This window comes from Mycolicibacterium iranicum, assembly GCF_014190915.1.
Classification (GTDB): Bacteria; Actinomycetota; Actinomycetes; order Mycobacteriales; family Mycobacteriaceae; genus Mycobacterium; species Mycobacterium iranicum_B.
Window position 1 is genome coordinate 188,244 of the sequence record NZ_JACHVU010000002.1, and the last position, 12,124, is coordinate 200,367.

Below are 12,124 nucleotides of genomic sequence, written 5' to 3' on the forward strand. Positions count from 1 at the left end.
GGGGATGCGCACGGAAGCGATCGAGTGTTAGGCGTCATCGGCGGCAGCGGCTTCTATTCGTTCTTCGGCCCGGACGCCCGGTCGGTCGAGATCGACACGCCGTACGGAAGGCCCAGTGCGCCGATCACCGTCGGCACGGTCGGTGAGCACGAGGTCGCGTTCCTTCCTCGGCATGGTATCGACCACGAATTCTCTCCGCATACGGTGCCCTACCGCGCCAACATGTGGGCGCTGCGGGTGCTCGGGGTCCGGCGCATCTTCGGTCCGTGCGCGGTCGGCAGCCTCGACCCGGAACTGGGGCCCGGCTCCACAGTGGTGCCCGACCAGCTCGTCGACCGCACGACCGGACGTGCCGACACGTATTTCGATTCGGGCGGCATCCACGTCGGGTTCGCCGACCCGTACTGCCCGTCGCTGCGTGCCGCCGCGACGGCGCGTCCCGGCGTGATCGACGGCGGCGCGATGGTGGTGATCCAGGGCCCACGGTTCTCGACGCGGGCCGAGAGCAAGTGGTTCGCCGCGCAGGGCTTCCGGCTGGTGAACATGACCGGCTACCCCGAGTCCGTTCTGGCTCGGGAACTGGAGATGTGTTACGCCGCAATCGCTCTGGTGACCGATGTGGACGCTGGCGTCGAGTCGGGTCAGGGCGTCAAAGCGGTGGACGTGTTCGCCGAGTTCCAGCGGAACCTGGTGCCGTTCAAGCAGTTGGTGCACGACGCGATCGAGAACACCGACACCGAACGCACCTGCACGCACTGCCTGCCCCATGAGGGCGTCCAACTGCCGTTCGATCTGCCGTGAGGGTATTGCTCACCGGCGCAGCCGGTTTCATCGGTTCCCGGATCAACGCGCAGCTGACCGACGCAGGGCACGACGTCGTCGCCGTCGACGCGATGCTGTCGGACGCACACGGCGAGAACGCCGAGTTGCCCGACGGTGTGCGCCGGCTCGACGTCCGCGACGCCGCGCAGGTGGCCGACGCACTCGAGGGTGTCGACGTCGTCTGTCATCAGGCGGCCGTGGTCGGCGCCGGCGTGAACGCCGCCGACGCGCCGAAATACGGCTCGCACAACGACTTCGGCACCGCGGTGCTGCTGGCCGAGATGTTCGCCGCGGGCTGCCGGCGCGTGGTGCTGGCCTCCTCGATGGTGGTCTACGGGCAGGGGCGTTACGTGTGCCCTCAGCACGGAGACGTCGATCCGGTGCCGCGCACCCGGGAGGACCTCGACAGCGGCGTGTTCGACCACCGCTGCCCACGCGGGGACGAGTCGGTCGACTGGGCGCTCGTCGGGGAGGATGCGCCTCTGCGACCGCGCAGCCTGTACGCCGCCAGCAAGGTCGCCCAGGAGCATTACGCGCTGGCGTGGGCGGAGTCGACCGGTGGTTCGGTCGTCGCGCTGCGCTATCACAACGTCTACGGCCCCGGAATGCCGCGCGACACACCGTATTCCGGCGTGGCCGCGATCTTCCGCTCTTCTCTGGAGAAGGGGCAGGCGCCGAAGGTGTACGAGGACGGGGGCCAGATGCGCGACTTCGTCCACGTCGACGACATCGCCGCGGCCAACGTCGCGTCCGTCGAGGCGGGGCTCGCGGGCTTCGACGCGTTCAACGTGTGCTCGGGGAGGCCGGTGTCGATCCGCGACGTCGCGGGCGTGCTGTGTGAGACCCGCGGCGACGTCACCCCGGAGGTCACCGGGCAGTACCGCAGCGGCGATGTCCGCCACATCGTCGCCGACCCCGCCCGTGCGGCCGAGGTGCTGGGGTTCCGTGCCGCCGTCGATCCCGCCGACGGGTTGCGCGAATTCGCGACGGCACCGCTGCGCGGGGTTGCCCCCACTTCTTGACACCCGTCAAGTCATACTGTGGGGCATGACGTCCACAGCGCTGTGTGAACAGTTCGGCATCGATTTTCCGCTTTTCGCGTTCAGCCACTGCCGCGATGTGGTCGCCGCGGTGACCAACGCCGGTGGTTTCGGCGTGCTCGGCGCGACGGCGTACAGCCCGTCGCAGCTCGACCAGGAACTGGCCTGGATCGACGAGGCCGTCGGTGGCAAGCCCTACGGCGTCGACCTGATCGTGCCCGCCAAGTTCGAGGGCAAGGGCGAGAAGCTCACCAGCTCCGATCTGGCCGAACGCATTCCGCAGGCGTACCGCGAGCTGGTCGACGACCTGCTGCGCGCTCACGACATCGAACCCGAGCCCAACCGTCGGCTCGGCGGTTCCTCGCTGTCGGGCAACACCGGCCGCGAGCTGCTCGACGTCGCGCTGACGCACCCGGTCAAGCTGATCGCCAATGCCCTCGGCGTGCCGCCGGACTACATGATCGAAGCCGGCAAGGAGCGCGGCATTCCGGTCGCGGCGCTGGTCGGCGCGAAGGAACACGCGGTCAAGCAGGCCGCCGCGGGCGTGGACCTGATCGTCGCGCAGGGCACCGAGGCCGGTGGGCACTGCGGCGAGGTGAGCACGCTGGTCGTGGTGCCGGAGGTGCTCGAAGCCTTGGCCGATGTCGGGAGCTCCATCCCCGTCTTGGCCGCAGGCGGCATCGTCACGGGACGCCAGATGGCCGGCATGGTCGCGATGGGCGCGGCGGGGGCGTGGACGGGCTCGGTGTGGCTGACCACCGAGGAGGCCGAGACGGCACCGCACACGGTCGCCAAGATGCTGGCCGCGTCCTCGCGGGACACCGTGCGCTCGGCGGGCCGTACCGGCAAGCCGTCGCGACAGCTGGTGTCGGACTGGACGAAGGCGTGGGCGCCGGCCAAAGACGGCCACCAGCCGCTGGGCCTGCCGCTGCAGTCGATGCTGTGCGAGCCGGTGATCCGACGCATCGACGTGCTCGCCTCGCAGGGCCACGAGGGCGCCCAGGCGCTCGCCACCTATTTCGTCGGGCAGGGCGTCGGCCTGATGAACAAGGTGAAGCCGGCCCGCGAGGTCGTCCGCGACTTCATCGAGGACTACCTCGCCGCAGCAGACCGCCTCAGCAGCTCACTCCCCGGCTGACACCCCACCGCCCCTCTGCGCCGCCCCGCCCCTCTGCGCCCCGCGCCTATGCGCCGAACTGAGGTTCCCGGCTGTGAAATCGCGCCGATCAACGACCGGGAACCTCAGTTCGGCGAACTCGGTGAGGTGTCGGCGGCGTGCCAGACGGCCTAGGCGTGCTGGGGCCTAGGCCAGAGGGTCTAGCCGAGATGGCCTAGTCGAGAGCCAGGGGCAGGCGCACCTCGAAGCGTGCGCCCGTCGGCAGGTTGTGCGCCGAGAGCGTGCCGCGATGGGCCTGCACCAGCCCGGCGGCGATCGCCAGCCCCAGACCCGAGCCGCTCGGCAGCGAGGAGTCCGACCGCGGAACCCTGCTGTTGGACCCTCGGTAGGCCACGTCGAACACCCGTGGCAGATCCGCTTCGTCGATGCCCACCCCGGTGTCGTCGACACGGGCCCACGCGCTGTTCTCGTCGGCCCCGAGCGCCAGCTCCACGCTGCCGCCCGACGGCGTGTGCGCGATCGCATTAGCCACGAGATTGGACAGCACCCGCACCAGCGCGCGGTCGCTGCCGACGACGCGTACCGGCTCGGCGGGCAGGTTCGCCTCCAGCCGCACCCCGGCCCGCTCGGCCGCGATCCGGTGCGCGGCCAGCACGTCGTCGACGACCTCGTCGAGCGCGACCTTGTCGAAGGACGGCGTCAGCGCGCCCGCATTGATCTTCGACATCTCGAACAGGTCGTCGACCATCTCCGAGAGCCGGATCGATTCGTTCTCGATGTGCTTGGCATGCACCCGGACTTCTTCTTCGGGCACCACGCCGTCGGCGATCGCCTCGGAGACCGCGCGGATGCCGGCCAGCGGCGTGCGCAGGTCGTGGCTGACGAACGCGACCAGCCGGCGCCGCGACTGCTCCGCGGCGCGTTCGGAGTCGCGGATCTCGGCCTCCCAGACCGTCCGCCTCGCCTGGTAGCGGCCTAGCATCACGGCCGCCGGGATCGTCACGACCGACACGATCACCAGCACCACGGTGGTCTTCTCGAAGGTTTGAGTGATCATGAACCCGCTCGCGCCGAGCACCCCGGCCAGCGTCGCCAGCACCGGGATCAGCACCAGCGCCACCATGCTCACCGCCAGCGACCACGTCCTCGCCAGACGGACCACGGCGGCGCCGGCCAGCACCACCGGCATCGAACATGCCAGGGCCCAGCCGACGATCTCCCAGAAGTCAGTGGTCGGCATCCGGCCGTCCGGACCCCTCCGCGGACCACATGTAGCCGCGCCCCCATACGGTCTGCACCCGGTGCCGGTCACCCAGCTTCGAGCGCAGCCGCTTGACGTGCACGGTGACCGTCGACAGGTCACCGAAGTCCCAGTGCCACACCTGCTTGAGCAGGTCCTCGCGCGTGAAGACGGTGTCGGCGTGGGTGAGGAAGAACAGCAGCAAGTCGAACTCGCGGTTGGTGAGGCTCACGGGCCGGCCGCCGACGGTCACCGACCGCGAGGCCGTGGTCACCGTGAGGTCGCCGCACTTGAGGTCCATGGGCAGCACGCCGGTCGCGGCGGGGGAGCGGCGCAGCACCGAACGCACCCGCAGGGCCAGCTCGCGCGGGCTGAACGGCTTGGTCAGGTAGTCGTCGGCGCCCGCCTCGAGCCCGGCGATGCGGTCGTCCTCTTCGCCGAGCGCCGTCAGCAGGATCACGGGCACCGAGTAGTCACCGCCCTGACGCAGGCTGCGGCACAACGCCATTCCGTCGGGGCCGGGCATCATCACGTCGAGGACCGCGACGTCGATGCGCTGCGATCCGAGCAGGCGCAGGGCTTCGGTGCCGTCGTGCGCGGTGGACACGTCGAGCCCGTCACGCTCCAGGTAGCGGCGCACGACGTCGCGTACGACGTCGTCGTCATCGGCGATGAGGACTCGGGTCATCACACCGAGGTTAGCGCGGCAAACCCACTACCAGCGCCGATGTCACGCTTTCGTCAGGCTTGCCGCTCGCGTGACCTGCGGTTCCCGCCTAGCGTCGTGGGCATGCCCGACTGTCCCGTCACGGTGGTTCTGCCGTGTCTCAACGAGGCCGAGCCACTGCCGGGGGTGCTCGGACGCCTGCCCGCCGGGTACACCGCACTGGTGGTGGACAACAACAGCACCGACGGCACCGCCGACGTGGCGCGCCGTCACGGTGCCGTGGTGGTCCCCGAGAAGACGCCTGGGTACGGCGCCGCGGTACACGCCGGAGTGGTCGCCGCGACGACCGAGATCGTGGCGGTCCTCGACGGCGACGGATCGCTCGACCCCCAGGAGCTGCCCGCCCTGGTCGAGGACGTCGAGGCGGGCGCCGACATGGCGATCGGGCGGCGCCGTCCGACCCCGGGGCTGACGTGGCCGTGGCATGCCCGGCTCGGCACGGCGGCGGTGTGTTGGCGGCTGCGTCAGCGGCACGGCCTGCAGGTGCACGACATCGCCCCGATGCGGGTCGCACGCCGCGACGCGCTGATCGGTCTGGGGGTGACGGACCGCCGCTCCGGCTACCCGCTCGAACTCCTCGTCCGCGCCGCGGACGCGGGGTGGAAGGTCACCGAGCGCGACGTCGCCTACGGACCCCGCACCGGGGGGACGTCGAAGGTCAGCGGCTCGGTCCGCGGCAGTGCGACCGCGGCGTGGGACTTCTGGCGGGCGATCACGTGACCGGCGTCTGTCTCCTCGTCGTCGCGAAGGCCCCGGTGGCCGGCCTGGCCAAGACCCGGCTCGCGGCCACCCTCGGGGACGACCGTGCGGCCGCGATCGCGGCCGCGGCCCTGCTCGACACCCTGGACGCGGTCGAGCGGACGCCGGCTGCCTGCCGCGTGGTGGCGATGACGGGCAACCTCGATGACGCGCACTCCGCCGACGAGATCCGGTCGCGCCTCGAGGCTTTCGTCGTGCTGCCGCAGCGGGGCGACGACTTCGCCGACCGGCTGGCCAACGCGCACGTCGACGCTGCCGCGGCGTGCGGCGGTCTGCCGGTCGTGCAGATCGGCATGGACACCCCGCAGGTCAGTCCCGCGCTGCTGAGCCGCTGCGCCGACGCGCTCGACGTCCACGACGCCGCCCTCGGGATGGCCCACGACGGCGGGTGGTGGGTGCTCGGCGTCCGGGACGCCACCTGGGCCGACTGCCTGCGCGACGTGCCGATGTCGGTTCCCGACACAGGCTCGCTGACGCTGGATGCTCTGCGCACCAACGGGTTACGGGTCGGACTGGTCGACGAACTCACCGATGTCGACACCGTCGACGACATCGACGAGGTCCGGCGGGCCTGCGCGCCGGAGTCCCGGTTCCGTGACGTCACCGCGAGCGTCCGAGTGCAGGAGGCCTGATGTTCGGCAAGTTGTACGACCGTGCCCTCGACGGCGAGCGCTGCTGGGTCCGTCGCGAGGACGGGAGGCTCAGCCGTTTGCCCGTGAGCAGCTGGCTGGGCGGCAGCGGGGCCGACACCGAGTTCGACGAGGCGCTCATCGACCTGTGCGACGGTCCCACGATCGATCTGGGCTGCGGTCCCGGGCGCCTGGTGGCGCATCTGGTGAACCGGGGCGTGCCCGCGCTGGGGGTCGACCTCTCCGAGACCGCTGTCCAGTTGGCCCGCAACAGTGGCGCCCCGGCGCTGCGGCGGGACGTGTTCGCACCGCTGCCCGGGGTCGGCCGCTGGCAGACGGTGCTGCTGGCCGACGGCAACGTCGGGCTCGGCGGCGACCCGTTGCGGACCCTGCAGCGCGCCGCCGAGCTGCTGCGGCGCGGGGGCCGATGTCTGGCCGAATTCGACACCGCGACAGCGGGTATCGACATCGGCTGGGTGCGTCTGGAATCGGCCAGCACCATCGGCCCGTGGTTCCCGTGGGCCGTGGTGGGCGTCGATTCGGTGCCCGCGCTCGCCGATCAGGCCGGAATGTCCGTGGCAGACATGCACCGCATCGGTGACCGGGTCGTGGCGAGCCTGGTCGCGTGACCTCGACCTCGCCCCGCGGGACGGCGTTGACCGCCCGGGTCGGCGTGGCGCTCGGTGTCGCGGTGGCGGTGTGCTTCGCCACCGGGCTGCTGAGCCATCTCATCCAGCATCCGCAGCCGTGGTTCGGCTGGCCGACCCGACCGGTCTGGCTCTACCGGTTCACCCAGGGCCTGCATGTCGCGTCGGGGATCGCGGCCGTCCCGCTGCTGGTGGTCAAGCTCTGGTCGGTGTGGCCGAAGTTGTTCGCGCGCCCCGTGATCGGCAGCCCGGTGCGGGTGCTGGAGCGCGGCTCCATCCTCGTTCTGGTCGCCGCGATGCTGTTCGAGCTCAGCACCGGTCTGTTGAACATCGCGCAGTGGTACGCGTTCGACTTCTACTTCCCCACGGCGCATTACGCCATGGCCTTCGTGGCCGCCGGCGCAGTCGTCGTCCACATCGCGGTGAAGCTACCGGTGATCCGCCGCGCCCTGGGTGAGCCGATCGACGACGTCGCGGACGGTCAACGGTCGCTGCCGTCGCGGCGCACGGTGCTGCGCGGGACCTGGCTGGCGGCCGCGCTCGCGACGGTGGTGACCCTAGGCCAGGCTGTGCCCGCACTGCGCAAGGTCTCGGTGCTGGCGCCGCGTTCCGGCGAGGGGCCGCAGGGACTTCCGGTGAACCGGTCGGCGGCGGCCGCCGGGGTGCTGAGGTCTGCCCGTGCGCCCGACTATCGGCTCACCGTCGCCAACGGTGACCGGGTCGCGGCGTTCACCGTCGAGGACCTGAGGGCGATGCCGCAGACGTCGCGCCGGCTGCCGATCGCGTGTGTGGAGGGTTGGAGCGCCGACGCGGACTGGCGGGGCGTGGTGCTCGCCGAACTCCTGGGCCGCGTCGGAGCGGCACCTGATTCCGACGTCCGGATGATCTCGCTGGAGCCGCCCGGGCCCTATTCGCGCACGGTGCTGCCCGCCCGGCATGCCGGTGACGACGCCACCCTGATCGCGTTGGAGGTCAACGGGCAGGTCCTCGACCTGGACCACGGCTACCCGTGTCGATTGATCGCCCCGTCGAGACCCGGCGTGCTGCAGACGAAATGGCTGACCCGGATCGAGGTGATCCCGTGACCGCGATGCGGTCGGTCCTGATGCTCGCCGGGCTGGGTCTGGGTACCTACGGCGTGATGCTGTTGTGGGACAGCCCGTCACGGGTGCCGATCGTGGTGTGGGCGCTGGTCGCGGTCGTTCTCCACGACTTCGAGTTCGCGCCGTTGTGTGCGGCGGTCGGTCTGGCGGGACGCGCACTCATCCCGGTTCGCTGGCGGTCCCCGGTCGCGGTGGCGGCGTTATGCAGTGTGGTGCTGGTGCTCCTGGCCATCCCCGTCTACACGAAACCTGGCCTGCGTCCGGACAATCCGTCGGTGCTCGATCGCGACTACGCCGTCGGGCTGTGGGTGGCCGTCGCGGCGGTGTGGATCTGTGTGCCGCTCTACCGCCTGGCTGCGCGATGGCTACCAGTTGGTCAGAATGACGTGGTTGATCACCAGCGCGCCGGTGACGTTGAGCGCCAGCCACCACCGCAGTGACTTCCAGGGCAGCAGTGCGCCCGCGGCGACCAGCCACACCGTGAACGGCAGCCAGATGCGTTCGGTCTCGGCCTTGCTCAGCTGCGACAGATCGGCGCACACGATCGACAGCAGCGCACCGAACACCAGAAGGTGCAGCCCGGAACGTCGTCTCACCGCCGCGATGTCGAAGGCTCTGCCGATCCCCGCCACGCTCCCCAGCCCGATCGCGCACACCGTCGCGGCGAAGTTGGCCCAGCCCCAGTACTGGAACGGGCGCTCGACGGCGATGCCCTGCCAGTAGCGTTCCTGGACCAGGTGGTACCCGTCGAGCCACCAGAACCCGGCGACGAAGAAGACCGCCGCCACCGCGAGGGCGGCGACGACCGCGGGGATCAGGGCGCGCAGGGCCACCCGCCAGGACCGCGCGCTCACCAGCACCGCGACCGCAGGCAGCGCCATCAGCCCCATGCCGTAGTTCAGGAAGATGCCCCAACCCAGGAGCAGCCCGGCGCCCGCGGCGGCCAGAGCCGGCACGCGACCGCTTCCGGTGACGGCCAGCGCGAGAAGCGTGATGCCCCAGGCCGCGACGCCGGCGAAGTAGCCGTCGGCGGACACCGCGATCCAGATCGCCGTCGGCGCCACGGCGGCGACGACGGCCGCCTTGCGCGCGGTGTCCTCATCGGCCAACGCGCGCACCGTCACGACGATCGCCGCCGCGATCGACGATCCGGCCAGCAGACACAGCAGTCCGGCCCAGGCCCCGCCGCCCAGCCCGAGGCGGTCGAGCCAGACGAACGTCAGCAGCGCACCGGGTGGATGGCCGGACACGTGGGTGACCCACGAATCGGGCTGGAAGTCCAGGATCCTGCCCGAGAACGTGCGGAGCATCTCCGGGATGTCGGTGACGGTGGGAACCTCGAGCAGGTATTCGTGCGTGGCGGTCAGCCGTCCGGCGAAGCCGAGCTGCCAGCCGTCGATCATGGCCAGGCTGAACGCCCAGGCGCACGACACCGCCCACGCCGTCCACGGCAGCCACCGCCAGGGCAGCCTGCGGGCCAGCGCCGGGCCCCACAGCACCGCGGCGGCCGCGAGGGCGATCGCGGGCACGGTGCCCGGACCCACGTGGGCGTTCCACCAGCCGAAGATCGGGGAGGTCGCGGCGAACGTCCGGAACCGTTCGGCGTCGGCGTTCAGCAGCGGGGTGACGGTGTCGAGGTGCAGGTGGGGCACGATGAACGCCGCCGCGACGAGCACGACGGCGACGCTGACCGCACCCGCCTCTTTACGCATGCCCCGATTCTCCCGTTCCTGCCGCCCGACGCCCCGCGAGCGCGCGTGTCTGCCCGGCGACACTCCGTGTCGGGCCGTGCAGAACGTCGCGCTCGCGGCCCGTGACCTGCCCAAAACTGTTCACGTTCGGTGCCGCATCGTCAGACTGTCGTAATACGCCGGGCGGTCAGTACAGGATCTTGCGCATGTTCTCCTCGTCGAGCGCGCGGCGCAGCTCGTCGAGGTCGGCGTCGGAATCCATCATCTTCACCAGCTGCGCCACACTGGGCACCGCCGCCGGGTTCCACGCGTCGGGCTTCCACGCGTCCGAACGCAGAAATGCCTTGGCGCAGTGGAAGAACACCTCCTCGACGGCGATCTCGAGCGCCAGGATCGGCCGCTTGCCCTGCACCACCATCGCTTCGAAGTAGTCGGCGTCGGCCATGATGCGGGCGCTGCCGTTCACACGCAGGGTGTCGCCGCGCCCGGGGATGCAGAACAGGGTGCCGACGCGCGGACGTTCGAGGACGTTGAGGTAGCCGTCGACCCGCTTGTTGCCGGGCCGCTCGGGAATCGCGATGGTCCGCTCGTCGATGATGTGCACGAACCCCGGCGGATCGCCCTTCGGGGAGACATCGACACGGCCCTCGGCGTCCATGGTGGCCACGAACCCCAGCGGCGAGTGCGACAGCCAGAGCTGCTCGACCGGCGACAGGTGATCGTGCACCTTGTTCGCCACGAACGCGTTCGGATGTCCGACGATCTCCCGGAGTTCGTCGACGGAGGTGACAACACGGCTCATGGGTCCATCATGGCCCGTCGTCGGCCGCTGGTGGGGAGCCCCTCAGACAGGGGAGCCGAACCGCTGCACCAGCGCACGACGGTCCACTTTGCCGATCCCGCGCCGCGGCAGCTCGTCGATCAGGTGCAGTTCCCGCGGGGCCGCCGTCGCGGGCAGGGTCGCACCGACATGAGAACGCAACTCGGGCAACGTCACCGTGGCACCGGGCCGGACGACGACGGCGGCCACGACGCGCTGGCCCAGCCGGTCGTCGGCCACGCCGAACACCGCACATTCGGCCACCGCGGCGTGGGTGGCCAGCGCCGCTTCCACCATGCCCGGCAACACGGTCAGACCGCCGGTGCTGATCGCGTCGTCGGCGCGGCCGAGCACTCGCAGCGTCCCCGAGTCATCAAGGGCGCCAATGTCATCGGTGCGGAACCAGCCGGGCTCGTCGAACGGGTCCGATGTCACGGGGTTGCGGTAGCCCGACGCGACGGTCGGGCCGCCGAGTGCGATCCTGCCGGTGTCGTCGACCCTGACCTGCACGCCGGCCAGCGGCACCCCGTCGTACACGCACCCGCCGGCCGTCTCGCTCATCCCGTAGGTACGCACCACCGAAACTCCCGCAAGAGCGGCCTTTTCGGCGACGACGGCAGGCATCGGACCCCCGCCGATCAGCACGGCGTCCAGCGACGCGAGGGCCGCCGCAGCCCGGTCGTCGCGAAGCGTTTTGTCCAGCTGGTTCGCTACCAGCGACGCGTACCGCGGACCGGGGCCCAGCGCGGCGATCGCCGACGCCAGTTCGCCGGGTTCGAACGACGCCGGGATCACCACCGGCCGGGTGCCCGAGACCACGCTGCGGACCAGCACCTGGAACCCCGCGACGTGGTAGGCGGGAAGAGCGAGCAGCCAGCGCCCGGGCCCACCGAGCCGGTCGTGTGTCGCGTCGGCGCTGGCCATCAGCGCCGCGGGCGTCAGCTGGGCTCCCTTGGGCGTGCCTGTCGTCCCCGACGTCGACAGCACCGCGCCCACGGCGTCGTCGATCTCCTCCCCGGCCCGGAGTGCGGCGGCCAGCGCGGCCGCCGCACCGGGATCGTCGGCGGGGACGGGCAGCACGCTGACGCGACCCTCGAGGACCTCGGCGATCACGGGCATCGAGGACAGCGCGGTGTCGCCCGATCCGAACCCGACCGGCTTTAAGACGGCTATGGGTCCTCCTCCGTCTCGTCGCGGGGGTCGTCGAGCGGCCAGCCCTGACCGGCCAATCGCGCCCGCACCCGCTCGACGTCGTCGGGGGAGGGCAGTTCGTCGGTGATCTCCGTGATCAGCACCCCGATGTCGACGACGTCGATGCCCGAGGGGTCGGTCAGCTCGGCGCGCTCCCGCAGTTCGGCGACCACGGTCCTGACCTCGTCGTCGGTCAACCGACGGCGCAGCAGGGCCAGCAGCGGTACCCGGTCGGCACCCGGAACGCCCTCGGGGTAGCCGGCCGAGATCCACGCGACGATCCTGGCGAGGAATCGGGTCATCACGTCACCTCCCTCCGGGCCGAATACGCGTGCTGA

The 12,124-nt window shown here is 71.0% G+C and carries 14 protein-coding genes; 8 read left to right on the plus strand and 6 right to left on the minus strand.

Annotated features, from left to right (window positions below):
- Nucleotides 1–24: 24 nt before the first annotated feature.
- From FHR72_RS04765 to FHR72_RS04775, 3 genes are read left to right on the plus strand one after another with little or no spacing between them, the layout of a single operon-like run.
- Nucleotides 25–801 carry an S-methyl-5'-thioadenosine phosphorylase gene (locus tag FHR72_RS04765; protein WP_183466790.1) on the plus strand — a complete coding sequence of 259 codons (777 nt, stop codon included), beginning with the start codon at nucleotides 25–27 and terminating at the stop codon, nucleotides 799–801.
- On the plus strand, nucleotides 798–1,844 hold the full coding sequence (locus FHR72_RS04770; protein ID WP_183466791.1) for an NAD-dependent epimerase/dehydratase family protein: 1,047 nt from the start codon (nucleotides 798–800) through the stop codon (nucleotides 1,842–1,844). The genes FHR72_RS04765 and FHR72_RS04770 overlap by 4 nt, the downstream gene beginning before the upstream one ends.
- Before the next feature lie 25 nt (nucleotides 1,845–1,869).
- Nucleotides 1,870–3,000, plus strand: a complete 1,131-nt coding sequence (locus FHR72_RS04775) for an NAD(P)H-dependent flavin oxidoreductase (RefSeq protein WP_183466792.1) — start codon at nucleotides 1,870–1,872, stop codon at nucleotides 2,998–3,000.
- A 193-nt stretch (nucleotides 3,001–3,193) separates the two neighbouring features.
- Here the strand turns inward: FHR72_RS04775 and FHR72_RS04780 are convergent, their stop codons facing one another.
- Both FHR72_RS04780 and FHR72_RS04785 read right to left on the minus strand, forming a co-directional pair.
- Nucleotides 3,194–4,219 carry a sensor histidine kinase gene (locus tag FHR72_RS04780; RefSeq protein WP_183466793.1) on the minus strand — a complete coding sequence of 342 codons (1,026 nt, stop codon included), beginning with the start codon at nucleotides 4,217–4,219 and terminating at the stop codon, nucleotides 3,194–3,196.
- On the minus strand, nucleotides 4,206–4,907 hold the full coding sequence (locus FHR72_RS04785) for a response regulator transcription factor (protein WP_183466794.1): 702 nt from the start codon (nucleotides 4,905–4,907) through the stop codon (nucleotides 4,206–4,208). Before FHR72_RS04785 ends, FHR72_RS04780 begins: the two co-directional genes overlap by 14 nt.
- Before the next feature lie 102 nt (nucleotides 4,908–5,009).
- On the opposite strand from FHR72_RS04785, the gene FHR72_RS04790 reads away from it, so the two are divergent.
- Genes FHR72_RS04790 through FHR72_RS04810 form a run of 5 tightly spaced genes read left to right on the plus strand, consistent with a single transcriptional unit; the run spans nucleotide 5,010 to nucleotide 8,524 of the window.
- Nucleotides 5,010–5,666, plus strand: coding sequence for a glycosyltransferase family 2 protein (locus FHR72_RS04790; protein WP_183466795.1), 657 nt, complete (start codon nucleotides 5,010–5,012; stop codon nucleotides 5,664–5,666).
- Nucleotides 5,663–6,337: a TIGR04282 family arsenosugar biosynthesis glycosyltransferase gene (locus FHR72_RS04795; protein ID WP_183467230.1), complete on the plus strand. Its 675-nt coding sequence runs from the start codon at nucleotides 5,663–5,665 to the stop codon at nucleotides 6,335–6,337. Before FHR72_RS04790 ends, FHR72_RS04795 begins: the two co-directional genes overlap by 4 nt.
- Nucleotides 6,337–6,963 (plus strand): methyltransferase domain-containing protein, encoded by a 627-nt coding sequence (locus FHR72_RS04800; RefSeq protein ID WP_183466796.1) that lies wholly within the window; start codon nucleotides 6,337–6,339, stop codon nucleotides 6,961–6,963. Before FHR72_RS04795 ends, FHR72_RS04800 begins: the two co-directional genes overlap by 1 nt.
- On the plus strand, nucleotides 6,960–8,066 hold the full coding sequence (locus tag FHR72_RS04805; protein ID WP_183466797.1) for a molybdopterin-dependent oxidoreductase: 1,107 nt from the start codon (nucleotides 6,960–6,962) through the stop codon (nucleotides 8,064–8,066). Before FHR72_RS04800 ends, FHR72_RS04805 begins: the two co-directional genes overlap by 4 nt.
- Before the next feature lie 5 nt (nucleotides 8,067–8,071).
- Nucleotides 8,072–8,524: a hypothetical protein gene (locus tag FHR72_RS04810; RefSeq protein ID WP_221193138.1), complete on the plus strand. Its 453-nt coding sequence runs from the start codon at nucleotides 8,072–8,074 to the stop codon at nucleotides 8,522–8,524.
- Here FHR72_RS04810 and FHR72_RS04815 read toward each other — a convergent pair.
- The 4 genes from FHR72_RS04815 to FHR72_RS04830 form a co-directional block, all read right to left on the minus strand.
- The gene (locus FHR72_RS04815) at nucleotides 8,450–9,796 is read right to left on the minus strand and encodes a hypothetical protein (RefSeq protein ID WP_183466799.1); all 1,347 of its coding nucleotides are present in this window, start codon (nucleotides 9,794–9,796) and stop codon (nucleotides 8,450–8,452) included. The two genes, FHR72_RS04810 and FHR72_RS04815, sit on opposite strands and share 75 nt — an antisense overlap.
- Before the next feature lie 166 nt (nucleotides 9,797–9,962).
- On the minus strand, nucleotides 9,963–10,577 hold the full coding sequence (locus tag FHR72_RS04820) for a pyridoxamine 5'-phosphate oxidase family protein (RefSeq protein WP_183466800.1): 615 nt from the start codon (nucleotides 10,575–10,577) through the stop codon (nucleotides 9,963–9,965).
- 42 nt (nucleotides 10,578–10,619) lie between these two features.
- Nucleotides 10,620–11,714 carry an o-succinylbenzoate--CoA ligase gene (menE, locus tag FHR72_RS04825; RefSeq protein WP_183466801.1) on the minus strand — a complete coding sequence of 365 codons (1,095 nt, stop codon included), beginning with the start codon at nucleotides 11,712–11,714 and terminating at the stop codon, nucleotides 10,620–10,622.
- Nucleotides 11,715–11,764: 50 nt separating this feature from the next.
- Nucleotides 11,765–12,088, minus strand: a complete 324-nt coding sequence (locus FHR72_RS04830; RefSeq protein ID WP_183466802.1) for a DUF3349 domain-containing protein — start codon at nucleotides 12,086–12,088, stop codon at nucleotides 11,765–11,767.
- Nucleotides 12,089–12,124 lie beyond the last annotated feature (36 nt).

Excerpts from the sequence above, each read along its gene's own strand:
- FHR72_RS04775 (WP_183466792.1), top strand. The coding sequence starts at position 1,870 with ATGACGTCCACAGCGCTGTGTGAACAGTTCGGCATCGATTTTCCGCTT.
- FHR72_RS04780 (WP_183466793.1), bottom strand. The coding sequence starts at position 4,219 with ATGCCGACCACTGACTTCTGGGAGATCGTCGGCTGGGCCCTGGCATGT.
- FHR72_RS04785 (WP_183466794.1), bottom strand. The coding sequence starts at position 4,907 with ATGACCCGAGTCCTCATCGCCGATGACGACGACGTCGTACGCGACGTC.
- FHR72_RS04790 (WP_183466795.1), top strand. The coding sequence starts at position 5,010 with ATGCCCGACTGTCCCGTCACGGTGGTTCTGCCGTGTCTCAACGAGGCC.
- FHR72_RS04800 (WP_183466796.1), top strand. The coding sequence starts at position 6,337 with ATGTTCGGCAAGTTGTACGACCGTGCCCTCGACGGCGAGCGCTGCTGG.
- FHR72_RS04810 (WP_221193138.1), top strand. The coding sequence starts at position 8,072 with ATGCGGTCGGTCCTGATGCTCGCCGGGCTGGGTCTGGGTACCTACGGC.
- FHR72_RS04815 (WP_183466799.1), bottom strand. The coding sequence starts at position 9,796 with ATGCGTAAAGAGGCGGGTGCGGTCAGCGTCGCCGTCGTGCTCGTCGCG.
- FHR72_RS04820 (WP_183466800.1), bottom strand. The coding sequence starts at position 10,577 with ATGAGCCGTGTTGTCACCTCCGTCGACGAACTCCGGGAGATCGTCGGA.
- menE (WP_183466801.1), bottom strand. The coding sequence starts at position 11,714 with ATGCCCGTGATCGCCGAGGTCCTCGAGGGTCGCGTCAGCGTGCTGCCC.
- FHR72_RS04830 (WP_183466802.1), bottom strand. The coding sequence starts at position 12,088 with ATGACCCGATTCCTCGCCAGGATCGTCGCGTGGATCTCGGCCGGCTAC.